31 protein-coding genes and 3 tRNA genes are annotated in these 25,245 nt (G+C 68.6%); 26 read left to right on the plus strand and 8 right to left on the minus strand.

Features of this window, described 5'->3' with window-relative positions:
- Positions 1–97 precede the first annotated feature (97 nt).
- Complete coding sequence (locus tag HDA39_RS33410) at positions 98–1,231, plus strand: sensor histidine kinase (RefSeq protein ID WP_184802037.1); 1,134 nt, start codon at positions 98–100, stop codon at positions 1,229–1,231.
- A gap of 25 nt (positions 1,232–1,256) precedes the next feature.
- Positions 1,257–1,904 carry a response regulator gene (locus HDA39_RS33415; protein WP_184802039.1) on the plus strand — a complete coding sequence of 216 codons (648 nt, stop codon included), beginning with the start codon at positions 1,257–1,259 and terminating at the stop codon, positions 1,902–1,904.
- Between the two features lie 1,834 nt (positions 1,905–3,738).
- Here the strand turns inward: HDA39_RS33415 and HDA39_RS33420 are convergent.
- The gene (locus HDA39_RS33420) at positions 3,739–5,295 is read right to left on the minus strand and encodes a hypothetical protein (RefSeq protein WP_184802041.1); all 1,557 of its coding nucleotides are present in this window, start codon (positions 5,293–5,295) and stop codon (positions 3,739–3,741) included.
- A gap of 47 nt (positions 5,296–5,342) precedes the next feature.
- A complete protein-coding gene (locus HDA39_RS33425; RefSeq protein WP_184802043.1) occupies positions 5,343–5,693 on the minus strand; it encodes a GntR family transcriptional regulator in 351 nt (116 codons plus the stop codon).
- A gap of 132 nt (positions 5,694–5,825) precedes the next feature.
- Between HDA39_RS33425 and HDA39_RS33430 the strand changes: the two genes are divergently transcribed.
- From HDA39_RS33430 to HDA39_RS33540, 23 genes are all read left to right on the plus strand, one after another.
- Positions 5,826–6,047: a hypothetical protein gene (locus HDA39_RS33430; RefSeq protein ID WP_184802045.1), complete on the plus strand. Its 222-nt coding sequence runs from the start codon at positions 5,826–5,828 to the stop codon at positions 6,045–6,047.
- Entirely contained in the window at positions 6,044–6,424 is a 381-nt protein-coding gene (locus HDA39_RS33435) for a hypothetical protein (protein WP_184802047.1), read from the plus strand. The genes HDA39_RS33430 and HDA39_RS33435 overlap by 4 nt, the downstream gene beginning before the upstream one ends.
- Positions 6,424–6,786, plus strand: a complete 363-nt coding sequence (locus tag HDA39_RS33440; protein WP_184802049.1) for a hypothetical protein — start codon at positions 6,424–6,426, stop codon at positions 6,784–6,786. The genes HDA39_RS33435 and HDA39_RS33440 overlap by 1 nt, the downstream gene beginning before the upstream one ends.
- Positions 6,783–7,070 (plus strand): hypothetical protein, encoded by a 288-nt coding sequence (locus HDA39_RS33445; protein ID WP_184802051.1) that lies wholly within the window; start codon positions 6,783–6,785, stop codon positions 7,068–7,070. The genes HDA39_RS33440 and HDA39_RS33445 overlap by 4 nt, the downstream gene beginning before the upstream one ends.
- Entirely contained in the window at positions 7,067–7,420 is a 354-nt protein-coding gene (locus HDA39_RS33450) for a hypothetical protein (RefSeq protein WP_184802053.1), read from the plus strand. Before HDA39_RS33445 ends, HDA39_RS33450 begins: the two co-directional genes overlap by 4 nt.
- Positions 7,417–7,890, plus strand: a complete 474-nt coding sequence (locus HDA39_RS33455) for a hypothetical protein (protein ID WP_184802054.1) — start codon at positions 7,417–7,419, stop codon at positions 7,888–7,890. Before HDA39_RS33450 ends, HDA39_RS33455 begins: the two co-directional genes overlap by 4 nt.
- Before the next feature lie 26 nt (positions 7,891–7,916).
- Positions 7,917–8,099, plus strand: a complete 183-nt coding sequence (locus HDA39_RS33460) for a hypothetical protein (protein ID WP_184802056.1) — start codon at positions 7,917–7,919, stop codon at positions 8,097–8,099.
- Positions 8,100–8,123: 24 nt separating this feature from the next.
- Complete coding sequence (locus tag HDA39_RS33465) at positions 8,124–8,363, plus strand: hypothetical protein (RefSeq protein ID WP_184802058.1); 240 nt, start codon at positions 8,124–8,126, stop codon at positions 8,361–8,363.
- On the plus strand, positions 8,363–8,797 hold the full coding sequence (locus HDA39_RS33470) for a hypothetical protein (protein WP_184802060.1): 435 nt from the start codon (positions 8,363–8,365) through the stop codon (positions 8,795–8,797). The genes HDA39_RS33465 and HDA39_RS33470 overlap by 1 nt, the downstream gene beginning before the upstream one ends.
- The gene (locus HDA39_RS42735) at positions 8,794–9,798 is read left to right on the plus strand and encodes a hypothetical protein (RefSeq protein WP_337926006.1); all 1,005 of its coding nucleotides are present in this window, start codon (positions 8,794–8,796) and stop codon (positions 9,796–9,798) included. The genes HDA39_RS33470 and HDA39_RS42735 overlap by 4 nt, the downstream gene beginning before the upstream one ends.
- Positions 9,798–12,110 (plus strand): P-loop NTPase family protein, encoded by a 2,313-nt coding sequence (locus HDA39_RS33480; protein ID WP_184802062.1) that lies wholly within the window; start codon positions 9,798–9,800, stop codon positions 12,108–12,110. Before HDA39_RS42735 ends, HDA39_RS33480 begins: the two co-directional genes overlap by 1 nt.
- 284 nt (positions 12,111–12,394) lie before the next feature.
- Positions 12,395–13,531 (plus strand): hypothetical protein, encoded by a 1,137-nt coding sequence (locus HDA39_RS33485; protein WP_184802064.1) that lies wholly within the window; start codon positions 12,395–12,397, stop codon positions 13,529–13,531.
- On the plus strand, positions 13,528–13,800 hold the full coding sequence (locus HDA39_RS33490; protein WP_202893197.1) for a hypothetical protein: 273 nt from the start codon (positions 13,528–13,530) through the stop codon (positions 13,798–13,800). Before HDA39_RS33485 ends, HDA39_RS33490 begins: the two co-directional genes overlap by 4 nt.
- Before the next feature lie 26 nt (positions 13,801–13,826).
- The gene (locus tag HDA39_RS33495; protein WP_184802066.1) at positions 13,827–13,994 is read left to right on the plus strand and encodes a hypothetical protein; all 168 of its coding nucleotides are present in this window, start codon (positions 13,827–13,829) and stop codon (positions 13,992–13,994) included.
- The gene (locus HDA39_RS33500) at positions 13,991–14,341 is read left to right on the plus strand and encodes a hypothetical protein (RefSeq protein WP_238356207.1); all 351 of its coding nucleotides are present in this window, start codon (positions 13,991–13,993) and stop codon (positions 14,339–14,341) included. Before HDA39_RS33495 ends, HDA39_RS33500 begins: the two co-directional genes overlap by 4 nt.
- A 5-nt stretch (positions 14,342–14,346) precedes the next feature.
- Positions 14,347–14,841 carry a single-stranded DNA-binding protein gene (locus tag HDA39_RS33505; protein ID WP_184802068.1) on the plus strand — a complete coding sequence of 165 codons (495 nt, stop codon included), beginning with the start codon at positions 14,347–14,349 and terminating at the stop codon, positions 14,839–14,841.
- Between the two features lie 91 nt (positions 14,842–14,932).
- On the plus strand, positions 14,933–15,838 hold the full coding sequence (locus HDA39_RS33510; protein WP_184802070.1) for a bifunctional DNA primase/polymerase: 906 nt from the start codon (positions 14,933–14,935) through the stop codon (positions 15,836–15,838).
- Positions 15,838–16,626, plus strand: a complete 789-nt coding sequence (locus tag HDA39_RS33515) for a deazapurine DNA modification protein DpdA family protein (protein ID WP_184802073.1) — start codon at positions 15,838–15,840, stop codon at positions 16,624–16,626. The genes HDA39_RS33510 and HDA39_RS33515 overlap by 1 nt, the downstream gene beginning before the upstream one ends.
- Positions 16,626–17,528 (plus strand): adenine nucleotide alpha hydrolase family protein, encoded by a 903-nt coding sequence (locus HDA39_RS33520; protein ID WP_184802075.1) that lies wholly within the window; start codon positions 16,626–16,628, stop codon positions 17,526–17,528. The genes HDA39_RS33515 and HDA39_RS33520 overlap by 1 nt, the downstream gene beginning before the upstream one ends.
- Positions 17,471–18,370, plus strand: coding sequence for a DNA adenine methylase (locus tag HDA39_RS33525; RefSeq protein WP_184802078.1), 900 nt, complete (start codon positions 17,471–17,473; stop codon positions 18,368–18,370). Before HDA39_RS33520 ends, HDA39_RS33525 begins: the two co-directional genes overlap by 58 nt.
- Positions 18,367–19,371 carry an AAA family ATPase gene (locus HDA39_RS33530; RefSeq protein ID WP_202893198.1) on the plus strand — a complete coding sequence of 335 codons (1,005 nt, stop codon included), beginning with the start codon at positions 18,367–18,369 and terminating at the stop codon, positions 19,369–19,371. The genes HDA39_RS33525 and HDA39_RS33530 overlap by 4 nt, the downstream gene beginning before the upstream one ends.
- A gap of 146 nt (positions 19,372–19,517) precedes the next feature.
- Positions 19,518–19,724 carry a helix-turn-helix domain-containing protein gene (locus HDA39_RS33535; RefSeq protein ID WP_184802080.1) on the plus strand — a complete coding sequence of 69 codons (207 nt, stop codon included), beginning with the start codon at positions 19,518–19,520 and terminating at the stop codon, positions 19,722–19,724.
- Complete coding sequence (locus tag HDA39_RS33540) at positions 19,721–20,956, plus strand: site-specific integrase (protein WP_337926008.1); 1,236 nt, start codon at positions 19,721–19,723, stop codon at positions 20,954–20,956. Before HDA39_RS33535 ends, HDA39_RS33540 begins: the two co-directional genes overlap by 4 nt.
- 78 nt (positions 20,957–21,034) lie before the next feature.
- On the opposite strand, the gene HDA39_RS33545 is transcribed toward HDA39_RS33540, so the two are convergent.
- The 4 genes from HDA39_RS33545 to HDA39_RS33560 form a co-directional block, all read right to left on the minus strand.
- Positions 21,035–21,107: transfer RNA gene (locus tag HDA39_RS33545), tRNA-Phe, on the minus strand.
- A gap of 47 nt (positions 21,108–21,154) precedes the next feature.
- Positions 21,155–21,231 (minus strand) — tRNA-Asp (locus tag HDA39_RS33550).
- 59 nt (positions 21,232–21,290) lie between these two features.
- Positions 21,291–21,363, minus strand: a tRNA-Glu gene (locus tag HDA39_RS33555).
- 202 nt (positions 21,364–21,565) lie between these two features.
- Positions 21,566–22,789, minus strand: a complete 1,224-nt coding sequence (locus HDA39_RS33560; protein ID WP_184802081.1) for a neutral zinc metallopeptidase — start codon at positions 22,787–22,789, stop codon at positions 21,566–21,568.
- A 181-nt stretch (positions 22,790–22,970) separates the two neighbouring features.
- Between HDA39_RS33560 and HDA39_RS33565 the strand changes: the two genes are divergently transcribed.
- Positions 22,971–23,312 carry a metallopeptidase family protein gene (locus HDA39_RS33565; RefSeq protein WP_202894334.1) on the plus strand — a complete coding sequence of 114 codons (342 nt, stop codon included), beginning with the start codon at positions 22,971–22,973 and terminating at the stop codon, positions 23,310–23,312.
- Between the two features lie 54 nt (positions 23,313–23,366).
- On the opposite strand, the gene HDA39_RS33570 is transcribed toward HDA39_RS33565, so the two are convergent.
- Both HDA39_RS33570 and HDA39_RS33575 read right to left on the minus strand, forming a co-directional pair.
- Positions 23,367–24,098, minus strand: coding sequence for a polyprenol monophosphomannose synthase (locus HDA39_RS33570; protein WP_184802083.1), 732 nt, complete (start codon positions 24,096–24,098; stop codon positions 23,367–23,369).
- Between the two features lie 145 nt (positions 24,099–24,243).
- Positions 24,244–25,245, minus strand: a complete 1,002-nt coding sequence (locus tag HDA39_RS33575; RefSeq protein ID WP_337926009.1) for a LacI family DNA-binding transcriptional regulator — start codon at positions 25,243–25,245, stop codon at positions 24,244–24,246.

Raw genomic sequence — 25,245 nt, forward strand, 5'->3', positions numbered from 1 at the left:
TCGGGCGATGAGCCGGACTTTCCTCGGCCGATCGGCCGGGTCGCGTCCCGTACTTTGAGCCGATCCGCGCGGCGCCCGGAGTCATTACGCTGTGTGCATGGTGAGAACCGCTCTCCGGTCGCTGCTGGCCGAGCCGCGCGCGCCACAACCGCCTCAGCGGGTGTGGCGGGATTGGGCACTGGTCGCCGGGCTGCTGATCGCGGCGGTTCTCGAGGGTGTGTTCCGTTCGGACCTCGTGTGGCGGCCGGTCGGAGTGGCCGTCGCCCTGGTCACCGCCTGCGCGATGCTTTGGCGTCGTACGCATCCGTTGGCGGTGGTCTGCGCCGTGTTCGGCACGGTGATCGTGGTCGACATCGTGGCGCTGATCGGCGATCGCACGCCGTTCGGTCTCTACACGATGATCTGCATCATCCTGCTGCCGTACGCCTTGGCCCGCTGGGGATCCGGCCGCGACATCCTAATCGGATTCGCGGTCATCCTGGTCGCGATGGTGCTGGGCATCGTGAGCGACTTCACCGGGTACGCCGAAGCGATCTTCGGCAGCATCTTCCTGCTGTTCCCGGCGACCCTCGCCGCCGCGGTCCGTTACCGGGGGACCGCCCGGCTCCGCGAGCGCGACCAAGTCCGGCTCCGCGAACGCGAACAGCTGGCCCGCGAGCTGCACGACACGGTCGCCCACCACGTCTCGGCCATCGTCATCCGCGCCCAGGCCGGCCAGGCCGTCGCGGCTGGTCGTCCGGAGGCAGCCGTCGAAGCACTCGCCGTGATCGAGTCGGAGGGCGCCCGAACGCTCGCCGAGCTGCGCACGATGGTCGGCGTACTGCGCGACGACGGCACCGCCGCACTCGCGCCCCAACCGGGCCTCGCCGACCTGCAGGTCTTGGCCGACGCTCAGCCGCGCGTCGAGCTCACGATGTCGGGCGCCTTGGACGACCTCGGCCCAGCCGTCGGCGCCGCGATCTACCGCATCGCGCAGGAGTCGATCACCAACGCCACCCGGCACGCACGACACGCGACCCGCATCGAGGTCGACCTCACGTCGTACGGCGAGACTGTGCGCCTGACCATCCACGACGACGGAGAGCCGACCACGATGAACCCCTCCGGCTACGGCCTCCCCGGCATGACCGAACGCGCTTTGCTGCTGGGCGGCACGCTGGCTGCCGGCCCCGACCCGCACCGCGGCTGGACCGTCACAGCGGTCCTTCCCCGTACGGCGGCCCGCCAATGAGCCGCGCCCGCACGACGGCCGCCCGATGACCATCCGAGTCCTCGTCGCCGACGACCAAGACCTCGTCCGAACCGGCCTCGCGATGATCCTCGACGCCCAACCCGGCATCGAGGTCATCGCCCAAGCCGCCGACGGCCTCGAAGCCGTCGAGCTCGCCCGCCGCCAACGCCCCGACGTCTGCCTCCTCGACATCAGAATGCCCGGCCTCGACGGCATAGCCGTCACCCGAGAACTAGCCGGCCCCGGCGTCCAAGACCCGATCCCGATCGTCGTGATCACCACGTTCGACCTGGACGAGTACGTCTACGGAGCCCTGAAAGCAGGAGCCCGAGGCTTCCTCCTCAAAGACGCCGGCCCCGACCTCCTGGTCCAGGCCCTCCAAGCAGCAGCCAACGGCGACGCCCTGATAGCCCCCAAAATCACCGCCCGCCTCCTAGCCGCCTTCGCCGCCCCCACAACCCCACCCCAACCCCTGGACCCCCTCACCACCCGCGAAGAGGAAGTCCTCCTAGCCGCAGCCGCCGGCCGAACCAACGCCGAAATAGCCGCCGACCTCCACATCAGCCTCAGCACCGTCAAAACCCACCTCACCAGCCTGATGCTCAAAATCGGCGCCCGAAACCGAGTAGAACTAGCCATCTGGACCTACGAAACCAACCGCATCCCCCGCTAAGAGCCTTCATCCCACGCGGTCTCCGCAGCCGCCTTCCGTCGCTACGCTCCTCCAGGCGCCCGCTACGCCCGCTCCCGCCCACCCTCCGGCTTATCGCCGGCGGAGTCTGCCGGCTTAACGCCGGCCTGCGGCCTGCTTGCGCAGGCAAATCCGGCTAGCGCCGGAGTACCGGCTTATCGCCGGACCTTCCGGCTGGCGCCGGGTACGCGGGCTTGTCGCCCGCTCCGCGCTTATCGCGCGTGCCTGCCGCAGGTGCTGCCTATGCGTCGACAACCTGGAACCACTTACAGGCGAGGAGATTCAAGTTGAGCGCAGAGCCGGGCGACTTGGCGCGGAGCGATCTGCAGGTGCCGACCCGTTGAGCACGACCAGGTCCGCGGCCTGGTGAGAGTTGTCGAACACATCGGCGGTAGCCAGAAGTGACCACGGATAGTTAGGCGCCTACGCCAGCCACAGAATGGTCGCCGCGCGATAGCGCGCACCGCGGGTGTCAGCCCGCCAAACGCCGGCGCTAGCCGGGCAACGCCTGCGCCAAGCAGGCAGCAAACCGCCGGCGCCAAGCCGGAGGGTGGGCGGGAGCCGAGCGCAGCGGCCGCCTGGAGGAGCGTAGCGACGGAAGGCGGCTGCGTAGCTCGCGTGGGAAAGAAAAATCCCTCCCCGGAAGCCGGAGAGGGTTGATGTGGTCAGGGGCGGTCTCGAACCGCCGACCTTCCGCTTTTCAGGTCGCGAGACCGCAGCACAGAGCACGATCGTGACTGCCGCTCCGGGTGCTGCGAGGGCCTGAGGGATGGTCGCTAGAGGCCGATGTTGCTACAGCGACAGCTACACCGAACACCCGAATCCCCCTATGTTCCAGCCCCTCACTGCCCCAGGTTGCAGGAGGCTAGAACATAGGGGGATTCGGGTGTTCGGCCTTGCGGGGAGTTACGGCGGGATGGGCACCCGGGACAGGGGGATCAGCGGTCAGGTCGTGCGCATCCCTGAGAGGCAAGCCGGGACAGCCGGGACAGCCCGGGTCGGGAGGTGTCCCGGCTCGCCAGGGGTAAAACCCCAGGTCAGAGTGTTGCCGGGACAGCCGGGACAGCCGGGACAGGGGACAGACACCGCGCGGGGGCAGCAAGCGTCATTCTCCCGATTGCAGCTCGACACGGTGGTGACGAGTTCGACACGCTCGTCGGCGTAGGTCGGCGTCCGACAGAATGATCGAGTGACTGACTCAAAACCTGATCCGCAGGCCGACTGGTGGACAACAAGTGACGTAGCCGCCTTCCTCGGCCTTCGAGTAGGCACGATCAGTTCGTATCGCCAGCGTGGCCAGATGCCTGCACCTGACGAGACGTTCGGGCGGACTCACGTTTGGAAGCCCACCCGCATCATTGAATGGCATGAGGGACGGCCACGGCCAGGTGTAGGCGGCCGACCGATCGATGAAGAAGACTCAAGCGCTTCCGACCTCTAACGGGCCTCCAGCCAGTGCCCGGCTTTCATGCGAGTGACGGCCACCGCACGGTGACTACGACCGCATCCGCCACCGCGTGCCAGGAATGATCGGTCCCTGGTCCCCAGACTGCGTAGTCACCCTGGCGTTGAAGTGTCACGCTCTCACCGGGCAGATCGAGCCGGAAAGTGCCACTGACGAGGATTAGCAGCGTGGTCCTCTTCTCGCCGGCTGTCCACTCCGGTCGAGTCTGGCCAGCCGGGTGGACGCCCCACTTCACCTCCAGATCTCCAGTGGCTCGGAGTGAGTCGGACGGCTCGATGAAATGTCCGAGCATCCATCCGCGGTGCTGGTCGCCTTCGTCGTTGGCGTTGCCGGTATGCCACTCTGCGGGCATCAGGTCTCCTCTGAGATTTGGGGGATGGCGACGCGTTCGCCTCCGAGCTGCGACAGGCGGAGGAGGCCGCGGATCAGAGCGAACAGTCCTTCGTTGCCCCAACGTTGATCGTGGATCAGGTGGCTGAGTGCCGAGGTGTCGCGAGTGGAGTACTGCTGTACATGGTTGGCCTCCCAGTTGGCCATCACCTGGCCGCCGAATTTGTCCCACCAGTGTTCATCATGGATGGCCGTCAGGGCGGCGAACTCGTAGTTTCCGGTCAGGATGTTGACGCCAAGCCCGGTGCACTCCATCCGCCAGGTCTCCGGTTCCGGCCGATCAATCAGCCAGCGCATCGGCTCCGACATTCGGCTCGGGTGGATCGGGTCCGCAACGCCTTGACCCCCGAGTTCGAGATCGTCTCGGCCGAACAGTTCCTCCTCAAGCTCCCGCTGGAGTGTCATCGACAGGTGCGCGTCATCCGTGAAGTTGACGAGCGGCTGATGGAACGCCTTTGGGATAACGGCGAGCTGACCGTTGCCGTTGACGACCTGGCCGGAGCGCTCCTGCACTAGCAGCACATAGTCAGCGGGGCGACCGCTACGGCTCGCTGGACGCGCCGCGGCGAACAGTGACAGGACGCCGCCGGCAGGCGCCCGGGTCGCCAGATCCAACGCGTGGCCGGCGTCGGGGAGATACCGCGAGCGCAGCGGCAAGTGGTCCCAGTCGGCTTGACCCGTGGCTACGGCCTCGACCAGCTCTGTCGCGATCAGGTCAGTGGTGAGCGCGTAGTCGCGAAACCGTCCAAGCCTGAACGATCCAGAGACTCCAGCATGGTCGAATCTTGCGCCTGTGAGCGCGTACAGGTGGGCATCAAAGAACCGCGAGCCCGTCGCCACAATCTCCGCCATGCGGTTAGCTGCTGCGACCTGCGCCAAGGCGTCAAGTCGGATCGGCTCCGCGGGAGATCGGTCCAGCTCGAACCGATCATTCCCGGCACCCAATGAAACTGGCTGGCCAAGCCAACTGTCGCGGACGAGCATCGTGGTGGTGATGCACCCGAGGCCTGTCTCCGCGCGGTAGAGGTGGGTGCCGCTCTCGATCCCTGGTTGGTACAGGGCTGCGGTGGCATCGGAAAGTGTCGCCCGACCTACCTTGCTGCGCTCGCGATCGAGCCTGCGGATCGTTCGTTGATCAAGGTGTCCAAGTCGAGACAGGACAGAGGCTTCCGTCGTGCCGTCGGGCAGCCCGGCAGACTCGTCTAGCCAGTCGATCGCGTGATGGAGGTCTCGGCCGATGTGGTCCAGCGCTCCGGGATCGGCCACCGGCCCGGCAACGATCCGGTCTCCCTCGAACGACTGGGCAAATCGTGCTTGCTGGTCATTGTCAGCTTGGCGGTGCGCCGTATCGAGTGCCTGTTGCAGCACTGGAACCGGCACCATCGCAGGACGGGCGTGCCAGTTGGCGATGGTGCGAACAGCGACGCCGAGATGCTCCGCAAAGGCCTCATTAGTTAGGCGGAGTGCGTGCTGTAGCGCCGTAGCTTGCGCGCCCGTCCAAGTGCCAATCACCCGCATGTCGACTCCCTGTTGCGTTGCTGGTGCACTGCCGATGCATGCCCAGGTCATGGGGATTCTCGACCCACGCCGGTTGTCTTAGACACATGAGATTCGAGGCTCGCAGTACGGCGCTCGACCGCGGCAAGTCGGTCCGCAAGATCATTCAGTTGATCTTGAACGGACGGCTGCCCTTTCGGGGAGACGACCTTGGCAGGTGCTCCCCGTCCCGTCGCGATCAAACCTTCATCGCGCAGGACCTTCAGTGCCTGCTTCGCGGTCATGTGGGAAATCCCGAAACGTTCGGTCAGCTCGGCAATGGGCGGGAGAGGTGCTCCGACGCTGTGCTTGCCATCCCGAATCTCGGCCCGCAGGGCGCTGGCCACCCGGTCGTACTTGGCGCTGGTCTCGGCGGTCATGGTCCAAGCGTAGCGAGATAGCTAGATAAGTCCCACCCCGCGCATGGGTTGACAGAGAGTACTGAGTCAGTCAGTATTTTGAGTACTGACTCAGTCAGTAAAGATCACGTCTGGAGAGGATGGAGAGCGGAGATGGAGCTGGCGATCTTCGGCCTGGTGCTGTTGTCGGCGCTGGTCTTGATGTGTTGGAAGAACTTCACGACCGGTCTGGTCGCGGTGATCGCGTTGATGTTGGGCGTGACGATCGCGAACAGTGGTGGTCTGTTGTCGGAGCCGTCGCAGGACTTCACCAACGGGACGCGGACGACGATCGGCAAGCTCGGTGCCGCGCTGTTCAACGGTGGTGGCCGGTGAGCGCCCGGGCGGCTTGGGGCCGCGTGGTCGACGCGCTGTACGCCGCGTCGGACGCTTCGCACCGCGAGCGTGGCTGGGAGGTCCGTATGGGCGCGTTTGGTGCTCGCCGGTACCGCCTGGACGTGGCGGCGTGGCTGGAGTCGCAGCGCCGTTTGGAGCGGTTCGGTTCGACGCCCGGCCCGGTGCTGTTGGTCCGGGACGAGGTCGCTGACCGGTGGGACGGGATGCGCTGGACGCAGGACGACATGACGCCGGTGCTGCGCGAGGCCGTCGAGCAGGTCGTGCGGCAGGGCCGGGCGGCGCGGATCTCGCTGGCTCCGGTCGTGTTGACCACCCCGGAGTGCCGGGTCGTTCGTGACGACCGGAAGGCGGCGTGATGGGCGCCCGTGTGGCCGCGAGAGGGCTCGTGGTGTTGTTCGCGCTGACCGCCGGCGCCGCGCTGGCACTGGTCGCCGGGATCGACCTGGGAGAACGCTCGTCGGTACTGCGGATCCTGGTGCTGCTGATCGCCGCCTTGCAGGTCGCCGAGACGGCGTGGCAGTTCGTGTGGGCTGCCGAGGACGGCGAGCCGCTGGCGCCGTACCTGCCCGCGCTGGCGGTCGCTGCCGGTGTCCCGATGTCGGTTGCGGCCCACGTCGACCATGTCGGTTTGGCGGTCGGGATCGGCGGGTTCTTATCTGCGCTGCTGTCCACGGCGGTGCTGATCAAGGGCACCGGCCGTCAGGCGGTGACGTCGTGATGATTGGGCTGCGGATCGACCGGCCGTGCCGGGTCCGCAAGGCTGCGGCGGGCTGCTGGGAGTGGACGTGTTTGTGTTCGCCGGCGGTGTGGCCGTGCACGAGCCGCGAGACCAGCTGGGAGGCGGCGCAGAACGCCGCCGCCGGTCACATGGCCATCAACCACCCCGCTCCGGTCACGGTGCTCGCGCCGGTGATCGACCTGGCCGCGTACCGCGCCACGAAGGTCATCGCCGCCGGTGCACGGGTGCTGGCGTTCGTTCGTCCGGGTGGTGGCGCGGCATGAGCGGCGCGTTCGATCCGTTCCGGCCGCCGCTGGTCGGTGCCGCGACGTGGCAGGCGGTGATGGCTGCTGCGGGGTGGGTGTGTGAGTGCACCGGCCAGTGCGGCAAGACCCACGCCAAGACCGCCGGCCGTTGCGGGATCGCGCACGGTTCGGCTCACTGCCTGGCGGTGGTTCCGGCCGACCCGACGGTGTCGCTGCGCGAGGCGGTCACCGGCGCGGACCTGGTGGCGCTGTGCGCGGGGTGCCAGACCGCGGTCAAGCGGGCCGCGACCAAGGCCGCCGAGCAGGCCACCGCCGATTCCACTGACCATCTGGATCTGTTCGACCTGACCGGAGGCGAAGCCGCATGACGACCACTCCCTACACCTGGGCGACCGGCGTACCGATCGCATCGCTGTTCGATGACGAGACGACCAAGGCCGCCGTGCGGCACGAGTTCGGTTCGCTGGACGACGCCGGCCTGCCGGGACCGGCCTACACCCGCGACCAGGCGCGGGCTGAGCAGAACCTGCACGCGGGGATCCGGGCCGCCTACGACGACGGCGTGACGGTGCCGTGCCTGACCGACCCGGCCACCTGGGACGCCGACACGACGATCGGCCGGGTGACGCGCGAAGACGTGTTCCGCGCCGCGCAGCTGTGCCGGACCGCGTGCCCGGTGTTCGAGCGCTGCACGGCGTTCCTGGCCACGAAGCCGCCGGTGGTCGGGATCGTCGCGGGCCGGTTCGTCAAGCACCCCAGCGAGGTCCGCCACGAGCGGCCCGCGACCAACCTCAAAGACGACTGGGCCACCGGCGCCACGACCGCCGACGCGGCCTGAACCTCAACGAGCCAAAGGAGAAACCCATGTTTTTCGGAACCAAGACCGACCCGAACAACGTCGCCGGATGCAAGCGCTGCAAGGGCAAAGGCGTGGTCGGCAACGGCTTCAAGGGCCGCAAGCCCTGCCCGTCGTGCCTGGCCCGCCAGGGCCACCGCAACGGCGCCTGGGAGAAGGCGCACGGCCGCTTCGACCAGCGCACCCGCTGACCACCCCGAACCTGGAGACCGCTGATGAACCGCAACCGCTACAACACCACCGCACCGCGAGACCTGGTGCTGCGGGTTGCCGAGGGCACCGAGCGGCGCTGCGAGGCGTGCACGGTCCGGCGGACCCGGCGGCGGATGGACGTGGCCGGCGTGGTGTTCGCGATCTGCGAGTCCTGCGCCCCGGTGCCGGTGATGGCGATCCTCCCGGCCCGCGACGGCGCCAACCAGACCTGTGACCGCACCGACTTCAAGGACGCTGCCTGATGACCACCAAGTCCACCAAGACGATCTGGAATCCCCGTCCGAGCCGCTGGGACCGTGAGGTCACGCTGACCACGGACCCGCCCCGCACCTACACCCGATCCAACACCGAGACCCTGACCCGGTTGCTGCGCTCGACGCGGCTGCTGGAGCAGCTGCTTCAGCGGGCCGCGAAGGACGATCTGCCCGGGCTGGACTGGTACGTGAGCGAGTTCTCGGTGTACGGCGAGATCACCACCTTGGTCCTGTCCGCCGACCAGGTCCGCGCCAGGTTCATGGCCTGGACCGACGCGCTCGGCATCGAGTGGCGCCAGCACACGGCCGAATACACGACCGAGCTGGTCGCGAGTACGAAGCTGCCCGCCCCCGGCGCACCGCACCTGACCATCAGCGTCGGGCTGCGCGCCAAGATCTGGGACGACGAGGAGGACCAGTGAGCACGGCACTGGTTGCCCCCGGCAACGCGAAGTCGTCCGGCTCCGGGTCCGGGGTGGACAGGCTGCGCGAATCCGCTGCGCAGGCGTCGCAGGTGCGGGCGTTGTCCACGCATCCTGACGTGATCGCGCTGCGGGTGGAGTCGATCCGTACGCAGGTGGACGTGTTGATGTGGGTCGGGATCGTGCTGGGTCTGGCGTTCACGATGGTCAACGTGCAGGCGTTCGCCGCCGCCGGCGCGGTCACCTGGTCGCTGCCGTGGATCGCGGCGTGGCTGCTGGACCCGATGGTGTCGCTGGTGCTGATCGCGGTCCTTCGTGCCGAGCAGATCACCGCGCGGTACCAGGTCAGCGACGCCACCGGCTGGCTGACGCGGACCAAGCGGTTCGCGTTCGCCGCGACGTACGTGATGAACACCTGGCACTCGTTCATCGACCGCGACGTGGCCGGGATCGTGCTGCACTCCGTCCCGCCGCTGCTGGTGTTCTGCGCTGCCGAGACCGCGCCGGTACTGCGCGAGCGGCTCACCGAAGCCGTCCTGCGTGCCGAGCGCACCGCGGCCGACGCCAATCCCACAGCGCAGCCGCTCACCGAGCTGGCCGCCGCCACACTGCCCCCTGCACTCGAGTCCGACTCCGCGGCCACCGCGACCGCCGACGCTGGCACCGCAACGCCGGAGACGCCGAAGCGGCCCGCCCGCAAGGCCCCGGCTCGCCGTCCGGCGGCCAAGCGGGGCGGCAAGACGACAGGCAAGGACAAGGCGCAGGCGCACTGGGTTGTCGAGACCGCGGCGGGTCGTGAGCCCAGCGGCGCGGAGCTGGCCCGGGTCGCCGGTGTCGATGCGTCCCTGGGGCGCCGGTGGGCCAAGGCCTGGCGGTACGAAGCCCCGTATTCCCATGCGCCGGCGGCCGACATCACACCGGCCGCACCGACCGACACCCCCGACGCGATCGACATCCCCGAAACCGACAGCACGGACCGGATCGAAGGAGAGGCCGCCTGATGCGCTTCATCGGCCGCAACAACCACGACGACAACGACCACAGCGGCGACCAGGCCGATGACCGCGACGACGCGGGGCAGGCGATGGGCGAGGTGGTCCCGCTGCACCGCGACCCCGTCACCGACGACCAGGACAACGAGAACCAGGACAGCCAGGCCGCTCCGCGTGTGCAGGACGTGATCGCTCGCGAGGTCCCGGCGGCCGAGTCGGCCGCGCCGGCCGACTACGACCTGGACCCCGACAGCGATGACGGTGAGCCGGTCGCGGCGGTGCTGCGGGTGGATCCGGTGCCGGGGTCGGTTCCGGGCCTGTTCCCGTGGGATCGCACCGATGAGCGGCGCGAGGTGCTGCCGCTGTGGCTGACCGACGCGACGACCCGCAAGGCCGCGGTGGTGTGGGCGGGCGACATGGTCAAGCACAAGGCGAAGTTCCACGCTGCCCGCACGCCGTTGTACGCGGGCCGGGTCGCGGTGCGGGTGCCGCGTGGCGGGGTCCGGGTGATGCGTGACTACACCCGCTGGGTCAGTGATGCCGAGACTCGCCCGTTGCGCCTGGAGGCGGTCCGCAAGGCCGACGCGCTGGAGCACATGAAGCTGGCGCAGAAGACCGCCGATCGGCAGAAGGCGCGACTGGCGATCTCGGGTGCTGTGGCGGTCCCGGTCCTGGCGGGACTCGCGGTGGTGGTGTTCGCCGCTCCGGTCCCGGTCGCGGTCCTGCTCGCGATCGGTGCCGCGTCCTGGCTCGGGGTCCGGGGCGGGACCGAGGACAAGCCGCTGATCGGTCGCGCCGTGGTAACGGGGAAGGTCCCGGAACTCACCAGCGACATGGTCATCCGTGCGTTGGGGTCACTGAACAACTCGCTGATCAACAACGCGGTCAAGTCCGGGCGGGGGATCACGTTCCCGAACCCGATCCACCGTGACGGGCCGGGCTGGCGGGCCGACATCGACCTGCCGTACGGCGTGACCGCGAACGACATCATGGACAAGCGCAAGGGACTCGCGTCCGCGCTGCGCCGGCCGCTGGGTTGTGTGTGGCCGGAGCCGGACCCGGACCAGCACGAGGGCCGCCTGGTGCTGTGGGTGGGCGACAAGGACATGGCCAAGTCGCCCGCGACGCCGTGGCCGTTGGCCACCAAGGGCAAGGTCTCGATGTTCGAGGCGTTCGCGTTCGCGACCGACCAGCGCGGCCGGATGGTCACGCTGCTGCTGATGTTCGGCAACATGCTGATCGGTGCGATGCCCCGGTTCGGGAAGACGTTCGCGCTGCGGGTGGTTCTGCTCGCGGCCGCGCTTGACCCGACCGTGGAGATGTACGTCTACGAACTCAAGGGCACCGGTGACCTGGACAGCCTGGAGCAGGTCGCGCACCGGTTCCACTCCGGTCCCGGTGACGATCCCGCCCTGAACGCGACCATGGCGGGACTGCGCGAGGTCCACGCGGAACTGGAGACGCGCGCGCACGCGCTCAAGCGGCTCCCGGTGGACCTGCGCAAGGAGAACAAGGTCACCCCGGAGATCGCGGCGAAGCGGTCCTGGGGGCTGTACCCGATCGTGGTCGCGATCGATGAGTGCCAGGAGTTGTTCTCCGACAAGACCCACGGTGGCGAGGCCGAGGAACTGTGCCTGGCGATCATCAAGCGCGGTCCGGCCCTGGGCATCATGTTGGTCCTGGCCACCCAGCGTCCCGACAGCGACTCGCTGCCGACCGGGGTCAGCGCCAATGCCGGGATCCGGCTGTGCCTGCGGGTGATGGGCCAGACCGAGAACGACATGGTCCTGGGCACGTCCAGCTACAAGAACGGGCTGCGCGCGACCGAGTTTTCCCTGAAGGACAAGGGCATCGGCATCCTGAAGGGTCACGCCGACGCCCACCAGACGGTCCGGTCGTACTACATCGACGGCCCGCAGGCAGAGCAGATCGTCAAGCGGGCAAGGGCTTTGCGCGAGGCCGCCGGGACGATCACCGGCCACGCCGCCGGCGAGACCCCGGACGTGAAGGCCGGTCCGCAGTTCTCGCTGCTGGACGACATCGCCGCCGTGATGGCGCCCGGTGAGGAGCAGGTGCATTCCGAGGTCATCTGTGACCGGCTCGAAGAACTGCGCGCGGATGTCTACAAGGGCTGGGATGCCACCGGCCTGGCCAACGCGCTCAAGCCGCTCAAGCTCAAGACCGACCAGGTGTGGGCCGCCGGAACGGACGGCAAGAACGCCAACCGGCGCGGGATCAAGCGCGCCGACCTGACCAAGGCCCGCGCCACCAACACGAACACGAAGCGTGACGATTCGGAGGGTGGTGAGGCCACCGGCTGAGCCCTGCCGAACCCCCGACAACTGCAGTCCGTGGCTGGCGCCGCACCGGCCCTAGCGGGGCCAGCGAATCGCCAGAATGCCTAGCACCTGGCCCCGCTAGACCTAGCACCCGCGCTAGCTACCGAAAGTAACCCGTGACCTGCGAAGACACCAGGTCTAACGGGTCAGCGAAGCCATGCCAAAAACGGCCGAAACAGCCTCCAGGAGCGCCCTTGACCCCCCGAACAGCCGCTAGTGCTAACCCGACCCCCGAACGGCCCGCACAGGGCCACAGGAGCCCGCTCATGCGCACTCTCGCCACCACCCTCCGAGCCCTCATTCACCGCCCGCACCATCACGCTGTGCAACCGTCGCCGTTGCCAGGAGGCTTCTTCCGGTCGCCGCTGGAACTGCCGGCGCTGGCCCAGCCGTTCACGGCGACCGCGCTGCCGGTTGGCCTCACCTACACCGGCGAGACGGTGTCGTTGGGGCTGGGTGGTGTGCTGATCAGCGGTGACCGCAAGACCGGTGTGTCCTCCACGGTCCGCACGTTCGCCGTCTGGGCGGCGAAATTCCCGGCCGCGCGGCTGCACGTCTACGACGACAGCGGCGAGTGGGTCGTGCTGCGGACCGTCGCGCACCGGTTCGTCACCCGCGCCTACGGCATCGCCGACGGCCTGTCCGACGACACCGCCGCCGAACAGGCACTGGCCGACCTGCTAGCGCTGCGGACCGAGATGCAGCGCCGCGACGACCACCTGCGGGACCTGAACAACGACCTGGACGCCGCCGGCCACGACTTGATCGTGAACCGGCTGGAAGATCTGGCCGGTGTACCGCTGGAAATGCTGCACGCCGCCGGGATCGATCCGGCCCGCACCGACACCGAAGCCTCGGACCTGCACCGCCACGTCGTCATCATCGCGAACGTGGCCTGGTGGCTCACCCACGAACAGCACGGGCCTGCGATCGCCGAACAGCTGTTCTGGCTCGCCGGGATCGGCGACAGCCTCGGCATCCACCTGGTCCTGGCCGTCACCGCACGCGACCTCGCCACGATCCCGGGCGCGCTGCGTGCCCGGATCTCGACCCGGATCGCGCTGCGCATCACCAACCCCGACCACGCCGACCTGATCCTTGGTGAACCGGCCCGGATCGCCGGCGCCGACACCACTCACACAGCGCACCAGGCCGCGCCGATGCTGGCCTGGATCGCGCTGCCGCGTGCCGGTGGCGCTGGGCACCGTCACCGGCTGGTCCAGCTGTACCGGTGCTCGCCGATGCGGCTGCACCGCTCGATCGGCTGGTGCCGCCACGACCGCGACCAGTCGGGCTGGCTCACCGGCGACGCAGCCGCCGTCAAAGCCGAGATGGACGCCTACCACGCCGACCAGGCCGCTCGCCGCGCCAGCCACGACAGCGACGGCCAGGACCGCCGGTGAGCAGCTTGACCGTGCTGGTGGCACTCATCACCGCGGGCGGCGTGCTGGTGCTGGTCGTCGCCGTGGCGGTGTTCGGCGGCGGTTACCTGCTCACCTGCCGGATCTGGCCGTTCCGCGCCTGCGGGCGCTGCAAAGGACTGGGCAGGCTGCACGCCCCCAACGGCAAGTCGTGGCGCGACTGCCCCCGCTGCAACGGCAAAGGCCGGCGGCTGCGGATCGGTCGCCGGATCTGGAACAACGCCGAACGCGCCAAACGCAACGCCATCTGACCCCCACCCCCGAGAGGACCACGACCGTGGCGAACACCAAGACCCGCAAGAAGAAACTCACCCCGCGCGAGGAGCACGACGCCGCGCTGGCAGACCTGAATCGCTACTCCGACAACAACGAAACCCGCGACGCGGTCAAGGCCCGCCGCCGGTTCGAGAAGGCCGCCGGCAGGGTGCGCTGGTGGCACCGATGACCACGACCGATCTGCCCGGAATGGGCGCCCCGCCGGAGGTGGTCACCATCTGCGGGTCCACCCGCTTCCGTGACCAGATCGCCACCGCGAACCGAGAACTCACCCTGACCGGAAACATCGTGCTCGCCCCTGGAGTGTTCGCCCACTCCGGCGACCCCATCACCGACGACGACAAGCAGCGCCTGGACGCCCTGCACCTGGCCAAGATCGACCTGGCCAGCTGGGTGTACGTCGTCAACCCCAACGGCTACATCGGCGAATCGACCCACCGCGAGATCGACCACGCCCACCGCACCGGCAAACCCATTTACTACCTCACCCCAGGCCACACGGACCAGAGGAACTGATTGTCATGAGCAACGAAACCGTCACCACGATCGTCGGCAACCTGACCGACGACCCCGAACTGCGCTTCACCCCGGCCGGTGCCGCGCTGGCCCGGTTCTCGATCGCCTCGACCCCGCGCCGCTACGACAAGCAGTCCGGCGAGTACGTGGACGGCGACACCCTGTTCCTGCGGGCCACCGCCTGGCGCCACGTCGCCGAGAACGTCGCCGCATCGCTCCAGCGCGGCCAGCGGGTCATCGCGACCGGGCGGTTGCGGCAGTCGAACTGGGAGACCCCCGAAGGCGACAAGCGGTCCTCGATCGACCTGGAGGTTGACGAGATCGGCCCGTCGCTGACCTTCGCCACCGCCAAGGTCACCAAGGCCACCAGGGCGGCCAAGACCAGCGGCAACCCCGACGACCCGTGGGCAGGCGCCAACCGCGAACCGGCCACCGCCGGCGCGGCCGCGGGCGGCGGCGACCCGTGGGCCGGACCCGGCGCGGACGAACCGCCGTTCTGACCCCCTGAGCCCGGTGGCCGGGCCGCGCGCACCTGGACCGGCCCGGCCGCCGGACACCACCACCCCCAACTCTGCATCGACTGGAGGAACCGTGACCGCGAACCTGTCCGCCGCCCTCGACGCCGCCCGGCGTGACTGGCCGGTGTTCCCGCTGTGCCCCGGCTCGAAGGTCCCCGCGATGAGCGACTGGGAGACCAACGCCACCACCGACACCGACCGGATCGAGCGCTACTGGTCCCACCCCGGCCACCGCGGTCACGGGGTAGCGATCGCGTGCGGCCCGGCCGGCCTGGTCGTCATCGACCTGGACAAGCCCAAGCCCGGACAGACACCGCCGCCCGCATGGGCACGGCCGGGGATCACCGACGGCTGCGACGTGCTCGCCGACCTGTGCGACGCCGCCGGGCAGCCGTTCCCGTCCGGCACCTTCACCGTCCAGACCGGACGCGGCGGCTTCCACCTCTACTTCACCTCACCGGGCGGGCTGCGCTGTACAGAGGGTGGCTGGTCCACCGGACTCGGCTGGCTGATCGACACCCGCTCCGGCGGCGGATACGTCGTCGCGGCCGGTTCGGTTGTCGGCGGCAACCACTACGGCCTGGTCCACGACACCCAGCCCGGACCGCTGCCGCCCTGGCTGGCCACCCGCCTCACCCCGACCGCACCGACCCCGGCACGGTCCGGGCCGGTGCAGCTGCGCAGCCTCGACCACGCCGGACGCGCCGCGGCCTACGTACGCCGCGCGATCGACACCGAATGCGCCCACGTCGTCGGCGCCGGGGAGGGCGGCCGGAACAAGGCGCTGTTCATCGCCGCCCAGAACCTCGGTCAGCTGGCCGCTGGCGGCGCGGTGAGCGCCGACGACGTACGAGCCGCCCTGATGGACGCCGCCGCCACCCCGATCGGTCACGGCGCCTACAGCGAAACCCAAGCCCACAAGACCATCACGTCCGGCCTGCGCGCCGGAGCGAACCGGCCCCGGAAGGTGGCTGCCTGATGGGCGTGGAGTTCTTCCTCGGCACACATGAGCCGGGCTGGCTGGCGTGGTCGCCGGTGCCGCTGTTCGTGTCTGACAGGCGATTGCGTCGGTATCGACGCCTCCCGCGGGCGGCCAGCCGTTGGGCGTTGGACTCTGGGGGTTTCACCGAACTGGACACGCATGGCAGTTGGGACCACGGCCCGTCTCCGGTTGCGTACGTGGCGGCGGTTCGTCGCTACCGCGATGAGATTGGCCAGCTGGTGTGGGCGGCACCGCAGGACTGGATGTGCGAGCCGTGGATCACCGCGAAGACCGGGCTGTCGATCGGCGAACATCAGCGGCGAACCGTGCACAACTACCTCACCTTGCGCGCGCTGGCGCCTGATCTGCCGTTCGTGCCGGTGGTGCAGGGCTGGCGGGTGGACGACTACCTGCGATGCGTGGATCTGTACGCCGCGGCCGGTGTGGATCTCGCGACCGCGCGAGTGGTCGGGCTCGGGTCGGTCTGCCGCCGGCAGGCAACCGGTGAAGCCGCCGACATCGTGGACGCTCTCCACTCGGTCGGTGTCGGCCGCCTCCACGGGTTTGGCATCAAGATTCTCGGTTTGCGCCGCTACGGCCAGCGCCTCGCGTCCGCCGACTCGATGGCCTGGTCGATCGCGGCGCGCTACGAAAAGCCGCTGCCCGGCTGCACCCATGCCACCTGCGCGAACTGCGCCCGGTACGCGTTCGCCTGGCGCGACAACGTGATCGCCTCCATCCCCACCCACGAACCCCTGTCCCTCTTCGATCGAGAGGCCGCCTGATGGCCATCGCTCCCACCCTGACCGCGCTGTCACTGGGTGCCGGCGTGCAATCCACGACACTGCTGTTGCTTGCCGCCGAAGGCGTCCTGCCCCGGCCGGACGTGGCGATCTTCGCCGACACCGGATGGGAACCGGCCGCCGTCTATGCCCAACTTGACCGGCTCGCTGACGTGGCCAGGGCTGCGGGGATCGAGTTGCACCGGGTCAGCAAGGGCAACCTGCGCGCCGCCGCCACCGACCCCGCCCACCGCTACGCCTCTGTCCCGTACTTCATTCGTAACCCCGATGGCAGCAACGGAATCGGCCGGCGTCAGTGCACGAGTGAGTACAAGCTCGCACCGATCACCCGCAAGGTTCGCGAACTGCTCGGAGCCAACCCGCCGGCCTTTCGCCGGGTGCCAGCTGGCCGGGTGTGCGAGCAGTGGATCGGATTCTCCACCGACGAAATCGGTCGCGTCTCCGACCGCCGGCGCGTGAAGTACCTGACCAACCGCTATCCCCTGCTGGACTTGGGGATGTCCCGCAAAGACTGCCAACGCTGGCTCGCCGCGCGCGGGTGGGGCGACACCGTCAAGTCGGCCTGTATCGGCTGCCCATTCCACGGCAACCGGGCCTGGCGCGACCTGCGCGACAACCACCCCGGCGAGTGGGTCGACGCCGTCGCCTTCGACGCCGCGATCCGCAACGGCGGCGCCCGCGGCTCCAGCCTGCGCGGCACGGCATACCTGCACGCATCACGAGTGCCCCTGGACCAGGCGCCAATCGACCGGATCACCCGCGCCGAACGACGTGACGACCAGGTGGACCTGTTCGACGTGCTCGCCGAAGAAGGCGACCCGGACGGATGCAGCCCCTACGGCTGCCGGTCCGGTACGCCGACGCAGGGGAGGGCCGCCGCGTGACGACGACACCACCACCGTTCGCCTACTACGGCGGAAAGACGACCAAGGCCGCGCAGTTGGTGGACCTGCTGCCTGCCCATCAGCACTACGTGGAGCCGTTCGCTGGGTCGCTGGCCGTGCTGCTTGCCAAGCCGCCCGTGCGGTTCGAGACCGTGAACGACCTCGACGGAGCGCTGATGACGTTCTGGCGAGTGCTGCGCGACCGAGGCGAGGAACTGGCTCGGGTCTGCTACCTGACCCCGCACAGCCGCGCTGAGCACCTGGCCGCCTACACCCTCACCGGCCAAGACGGTGCCGACCTGGAGGAGCTGGAAGTTGCGCGGCGGGTGTGGGTGCAGCTCACCCAGGGCCGCGGTGGCACCCGCCGGCGGACCGGATGGCGGCACTTCCAGAATCCGGCCGGACGCTCGCCGGTATCGATGCCGGATTACCTGGCCGCCTACGTCGAACGGATGACGCCGGCGCTGGACCGCCTGCGCAAGGTCAGTCTGGAATCGCGGCCAGCGCTCGAGGTGATCGCCGACTACGGACGCCACGCGGGCGTGTGCATCTACGCCGACCCTCCCTACCTCGGCACCACCCGCTCATCGCGACAGTACGCCGTCGAGATGAGCGCCGACACCGAACACCGCGACCTGGCCGAAGCGCTGCGCGGCTGCCGCGCCGCGGTGGTTCTATCCGGCTACCCCAGCACCCTCTACGACGACCTCTACGACGGCTGGCACCGCCTCGACCTGGCCGCGTTCACCGGCCAAGCCAACCGCCGCGGCACCCGCACCGAGGCCCTGTGGTCCAACCGGCCACTCGGTACCCAACTCACCCTCTGGGAGGAATCGGCGTGACTGCCAACCCCACCCATCCCGGCTATCGCGGCGAGGATAACGTGCGGATGCTGCACCCGTTCGCCGACGCCTGGACCGCCGATCGGCTACTCGAAACCGAGTTTCCCGAACCGGCATGGGCGATCCCCGGCATCGTGCCCGAAGGACTCTCGGTGCTCGCGGGGGCGCCGAAAGTCGGCAAGTCCTGGCTCGCGTTGTGCTGGGCGCTGTCCGTCGCAGCTGGTGGTCTGGCGCTCGGGTCGCTCCAGTGCGACGCAGGCCCCGTGCTCTACCTCGCCCTGGAAGACAACCCGCGACGACTCCAACGCCGCATCCGCACCGTCCTCGACGGAGCACCCGCACCATCCGGGCTGCACCTGGCCACCGACTGCCCGGCGCTGGGAGCCGGTGGCAGCGACGACATCGCCGGGTGGCTGGACTACTTCACCGATGCCCGCATGGTCGTCATCGACGTGTTCGCCAAAGTACGCGGCCAAGTCGCCGGATCGAACGCCTACGCCGACGACTACCGCGCCACCGGACTCGCCAAAACCATTGCTGACCGCTACGAAGTTGCCGTGGTCCTGGTGCACCACATCCGCAAGATGGGCTCCGAAGACTTCCTTGAAGAACTGTCCGGCACCAACGGCATCGCCGGCGCCGCCGACACCGTCCACGTTCTGCGACGCGAACGCTACGAAGCAGACGGCACCTTGGCCACCACTGGGCGCGACGTCGAAGAGACCAAACGCGCACTCCACCAAGACCCCACAACCCAGGCGTGGACCCTGCTCGACGGGCCCGCACTCGACCACACCGTCCACGAGACCAGCGCAACCATCCTGCGCTACGTCCGAGCACACCAAGGCGCCAGCCCCAAAGAGATCTCCGACGCCACCGGCCTGGACATCGGCAACACCCGCAAGACCTGCGGACGGATGGAGAACCGCGGCCACCTGGTCCGCGTCGCAGACGGCCGCTACGCCGCACCACCCGACCACGAGACAGGTGCCCCGCCGTGACCTGTCCCGGCTGTCCCGGCTGTCCCGACAACGCTCTGAACTGCGCATTTACCCCGATCGAGCCGGGACACCCCATCCCAGCACCTGTCCCGGCTGTCCCGGCCAAGCACCCCGACAGCCAGCTAGTCACCCGGAGGAACACCCCGATGACGAACCAGCCCCCGTCCGAGATTGAGCGCCTGCTGATCACCACCGACGAAGCCGCACAGCGGCTCGGTATCCACCGCTCGACGCTCTACGACCTGATCCGGACCAACAAGCTGAGGACCGTCAAAATCGGCGCCCGCCGACTCGTACGTGTCTCGGCACTCGAAGAAGCCATCACCCTGCTCGAAGAGGAGACCGCGGCGTGACCACCAACCCGCGCAAGAAGCGCACCCGCAGAGCGAACGGCCAAGGCTCGGTGTACCAGCGCTCCAGCGACAACCTGTGGGTCGGTGCCGCCTACGTGCTGATGCCGGACGGCACCCGCCGGCGCAAGGTCATCACCGGCAAGACGGAAGCCATCGTCACCACAAAGCTCCGTAACCTTCAATCCAAGTCCGATCAGGGCATCCCGGCCGAAGCCACCAACTGGACGATGGAGGCGTTCTTGCACCACTGGCTGGAGTACGTCGTGAAGCCGTCTCGCAAGCCGAAAACCCACCAGGGCTACGAGGTCGTGGCACGGGTCCACATCATCCCGGTGCTGGGTCGCAAGAAGCTCCACAAGCTCAACGGGGCCGACACCCGCATGTTCATGAAGCGCGTCGCCAACACCTGCCTGTGCTGCCTGCACGGTTACGACAAACGCCGGGGGCCGAAGGCGAAGTGCTGCGCGCTCGGCAGGTGCTGCCACAAGGTGCCATCGGACCGGCTGATCGAGCAGATCCACTCGGTGCTGCGTAACGCTCTACAGGCTGCGGTGCGTGAGGAACTTGTCCAGCGCAACGTCGCCAAGCTCGTGCAGGTACGGGGCGCGACGTACGAGGTGAACCGGGGGCTGAACGTCGACCAGGCCCGAAAGCTCCGTGTCGCGACCGAGAACAACCGGCTGAAAGCCCTGTACACGTTGGCGCTTTACCTAGGTCTGCGCCGGGGGGAGCTGCTCGGGCTGCGGTGGGAAGACATCGACCTGGACGACAAGTTCCTAGAGGTCCGGCAGACCTTGCAGCGGGTGGATGGTGAGCTTCGAGCCGTCACCCCGAAGACCCGTCGATCCCGGCGGACCGTGCCGCTGATTGACCTGTGTGTTGATGACCTCCGCGAACACCGGGAGTGTCAGGGACGGGAGCGTAAGTCGGCCGGAGAAAGGTGGGTCGAGACCGGCTACGTGTTCACCACCGAGATCGGTACGCCGATCGAGCCGGACAACCTGCGCCGCAACTGGTACCCGCTTAGGGTCGCCGCCGGCCTCGATGATGTCCGGCTGCACGACCTACGACACAGTTGCGTGACGCTGCTGCTCGGACTCGGTGTGCCGCCGCACATCGTCCAGGCAATCGTCGGTCACGCGAACCTGGACGTCACGATGACGATCTACGCGCACACATCGCTGGAGGAGATGCGCCAGGCACTGGGGAAGCTTGGCGAGCACCTGAACTGAGGGACACTGCTACAGCTATTGCTGCAGTTGGTCGGTAGTTCGGGCTGTCCTTGAGGTCAATCCACGCTCAAATAAGTGTGGTCAGGGGCGGTCTCGAACCGCCGACCTTCCGCTTTTCAGGCGGACGCTCTACCAGCTGAGCTACCTGACCGGGGAGAAAAGGCGGCGGCGGATGTTTGGACATCCGCCGCCTTCTCCTGGCGACCCAGACGGGACTCGAACCCGCGACCTCCGCCGTGACAGGGCGGCACGCTAACCAACTGCGCTACTGGGCCAGGATGCTCGACGATGGTACACCATCTTCAAGCTGTTCAATTAATCGGCCTTTCGACCGTATCCCCAACGGGATTCGAACCCGCGTTACCGCCTTGAAAGGGCAGCGTCCTAGGCCACTAGACGATGGGGACTCGGACCCGCGGGAGCCGAAGCTCCAGGGACAGCCGTAAGCATAGAGGAGTCTTGGCGAAGGTCCAAAACGAGTTGTTGCCAAGGGGTTCGGCCCGCCGGGGAGGTGCCCGGGGGGACGGGTGCAGGGACCGGGCGGGGGTGCCGGCGGGCCGAACCTGGGCTCCGGCGGGGACTGGCCGGAGAGGGAGGGGAGAGGGTGGGTCAGCTGACCGTGGTTGCGGCTTGCTTGGCGGCGTTCAGGACGGCTGTGTCAGTGGCGTCCGGTGCGACGAGCTTCGGCAGGTGCTTCTCGAAGAGCCACGCGAACACCCGTGACGGCAGCACCAGCGAGCGCGGCCAGACCGTCTGGGCGACGCCGTAGCCCCACAGCGCGGCCTTCACACGCTGGTTGGGTGTCCCGTGGTGCCCGGGTGCGTCGAAGCCGCAGTCGCCGATCTGGGCGAACATCGCGGTGAACAGCTGGACGCGCTTCCAGTTCATCCGCTCGCCGCGGACGTGGGTCAGGAAGTACGCGCTGAACGAGTCCGCCATCAACTCCGTACGACGGGTCGCCTCCGGCGCCGGCAGGGTCGTGCCGAACAGCCCGTCCTCGTACTGGATGTGGTGCCCGAACTCGTGCGCCAGGATCGCCTGCGTCGTCACGTCACCGAGCCCGACCAGCCCGAACCCGTCGAGTACGCCGTCGCCCAGCACGATCTTGTCGCCGACGTTCCCGACGCCGGGCACCGGCCGGCCCTCGGCGGAGAACGCGTACGCGTTGAACGTGTACGCCGGGTGGTCGCCGTTCTTCAGCAGCGGGGTGCTGGTGATCTGGGTCTTGATGAAGTTCGCGGTGTTCTGCGACAGGTCGAGCGGCTGGCCGTAGAGCGTGGTGAACACCCGGGTCACCCGCGCGGTGTCGAGCAGCATCCGGCCGTGCGCGGGCACGAGCTGGATGTCCTTCGACTTGATGTCCCAGAACTTGCGCAGCCCGCCGAAGGTGTCGGTCGCCTTCTTCGTGTACGTCCCCTTCGCGCCGTACGTGAACTTGCCGCCCGGCTGCGGGAAGTAGACCGCGTCCTGCATCACCAGGTCGAACAGCAGCACGTACACCGACGCGAGCGCCTGGTCGGGAGTCAGATTCGCGAAGTCGGCCGTGACAGCGGCGACGACGGGCGGGGTGGCCGTCGAGCACTCGTAGTCGGTCGGGTCGATCGCGTCGAGGATGCGCTCGCGCAGCGGGTTCTCGTGCACGCCGAGCCGAGCCTGTACGGCGGCCGCGGCCTTGCGCATCTCGGGCAGCTTCTCGGCGAGCTCCACCGCGATCGGCGAGGACAGCCCGCTGAAGGCAGGGGCAGGAGCAGGAGCAGCAAGGGCGGGTACGGCGGTGAAGCCGCCCAGGACGGCGGCCGTAGCCACCGCCGAGGTCAGGAAACGCTTTCTCATACCGGATCTCCAGGGGACTGGCTCGGCCGCCGGGACGCGACCGATGGCCGTCAGTATCCGCAGGTCGTAACGCCGGTTACGAGGCGTCGAGCTGGCGGAATCCGGCATGGCAGAAACCTGTCGCTCCCCACGACGAACGACGCCGTGTGGCACCCCTCACTACGCTGGGTCCGTGATCGAGATGAGCCGGACGGATTTCGAGGTGCTGGTCGCCGAGGCGCTGGACGAGGTGCCGCCCGAGCTGGCCGGCCTGATCGACAACGTCGCGATCTTCGTCGAGGACGACGCGCCGCCGAGCGACCCGGGCCTGCTCGGGATCTACGAGGGCATCCCGCTGACCGAGCGGGGCAACTGGTACGGCGGGGTGCTGCCGGACCGGATCACCATCTACCGCAACCCGACGCTGGCGATGTGCGAGACCGTCGAGGACGTGGTCGACGAGGTGAACATCACCGTCGTGCACGAGATCGCGCACCACTTCGGCATCGACGACGCGCGCCTGCACGAGCTCGGCTACGGATAGAGCGCAGCACACAAGCCGGTACGCCGTACGACGTACCGGCAGCCCCCAAGAAAGTCAGGAGCGCTTGAACAGCAGCTTCCACGGCATCAGCGCCGACTCGAGCTGCACCTTCAGGCTCATCTTCGACGCGCCGTGCGTGCGCTCCTCGAACCGGATCGGCACCTCGGCGATCCGGAAGCCGCGGCGGACCGCGCGGGTGTTCATCTCGACCTGGAACGAGTACCCGTTGCTCTGGATCGAGCCGACGTCGATCGCCCGCAGGGTGTCGGCCTTCCACGCCTTGAACCCGGCGGTGGCGTCCTTGACGTGCAGCCGCAGGATCGTGTTCACGTAGAAGTTCGCCCAGGCCGACAGCAGCCGGCGGTGCCAGGCCCACTCGGCCGCGGCCGATCCGCCGGGCACGTACCGGGACCCGATCACCAGGCCCGCGTCCGTGGTCCGCAGCGTCTCCACCATCGTCGGCAGCACCGACGCCGGGTGGGACAGGTCCGCGTCCATCTGGATCACGATCTCGGCGTTCTCGTCGAGCGCGCGGGTGATGCCGGCGATGTACGCGCGGCCCAGCCCGTCCTTGGCGGTCCGGTGCAGGACGCCGACCCGCTCCGGCGCGGCCTTGGCCAGCTCGTCGGCGACGTCGCCGGTGCCGTCGGGGGAGTTGTCGTCGACGACCAGCATCTGCAACCCGGGCAGGTCGAGGTCCGCCAGCAGCTGCGCCAGCTCCGGCAGGTTCTCCCGCTCGTTGTAGGTCGGGACGACGACGATGATCTTGGAGGAGCTCTCGCCCATGGACAAATTCCTAGCTTCGGGGATCAGGACGCTATCGCATCAACCGGTCTAGGGCCCTGAAGGTGACGTTCCTGGCAGTGGATGTCGGAACCACCACCAGCAAAGTCTGCCTGATCCCGCCAAGCCACCCGCGCGGGGTCCCCGATCAGGCCGCCGGACCGGTCGATCCGCGGACGATCAGCCGCGGCGCGACCCGCACGATCCGGCGCCGGGCCGGCAGTTCCCCGCGGATCCGGGCCAGCAGCAACCGTGCGCAGTTCCGCCCCAGCTCGACGGTGTGCTGGTCGACCGTGGTGAGCGCCGGTGCGACCAGTGACATCCACGGCACATCGTCGTACGCCGCCAGGCTGATCCGTCGCGGGATCTTCCACCGTCGCCGCTTGATCTCGGCCAGCGCGCCCTGGGCCAGCACGTTGTTCGCCGCGACGATCGCCGTCATGTCCAGCGAATCCAGCAGTTCCCGGGTGGTCTCCTGCGCCGCGACCGCGTCGAAGCTGGTGTAGGCGATCAGCTGCTCGTCGACCTCGAGCCCGTGATCGGCGTGGGCGGCGCGAAAGCCCGCCAGCCGGCCGGCGCCGGTCGACCACTTCGTCTCGTCGATCAGGAACCCGATCCGCGTGTGTCCCAAGCCGATCAGGTGCTCGGTCAGCTCGCGGGCACCGGCCTTGTTGTCGCTCAGGACGACGTCGCTCCCGGACCGGCCGAGCTCGCGATCGGCGCAGACCACGTGGACGCCGTTGTCCTGCAGGATGCGCGGGCAGGCCGCGGTCACGGGCGTCACGATCACGCCCGGGACCCGCATCGCCAGCAGCGTTTCGGCAGCGCGCATCTCCTCGGCCGGGTCGCCGTTGTCGTTCACCAGCACCATCTGGTACTCGGCCGCGCGCAGCTCCTCCTCGATCCCGGCCGCGAGGTCGGCGTAGAAGGGATTGCGCAGGTCGGAGATCAGGACGCCGATCGACGTCGACGTCCGGCTGCGCAGGTTGCGCGCGTTGTGGTCGAGCACGTAGCCGATCCGGTTCGCGGCGGCCTGGACGCGTTCGCGGACCTCGGGAGAGGCGTATCCCCTGGTGTGCAAGGCCCTCGACACCGTCGACGGCGAGACGCCCGCCTCCCGCGCGACGTCCTGCACCGTTGGCCGTTTCAC

It is taken from the genome of Kribbella italica (assembly GCF_014205135.1).
GTDB lineage: Bacteria > Actinomycetota > Actinomycetes > Propionibacteriales > Kribbellaceae > Kribbella > Kribbella italica.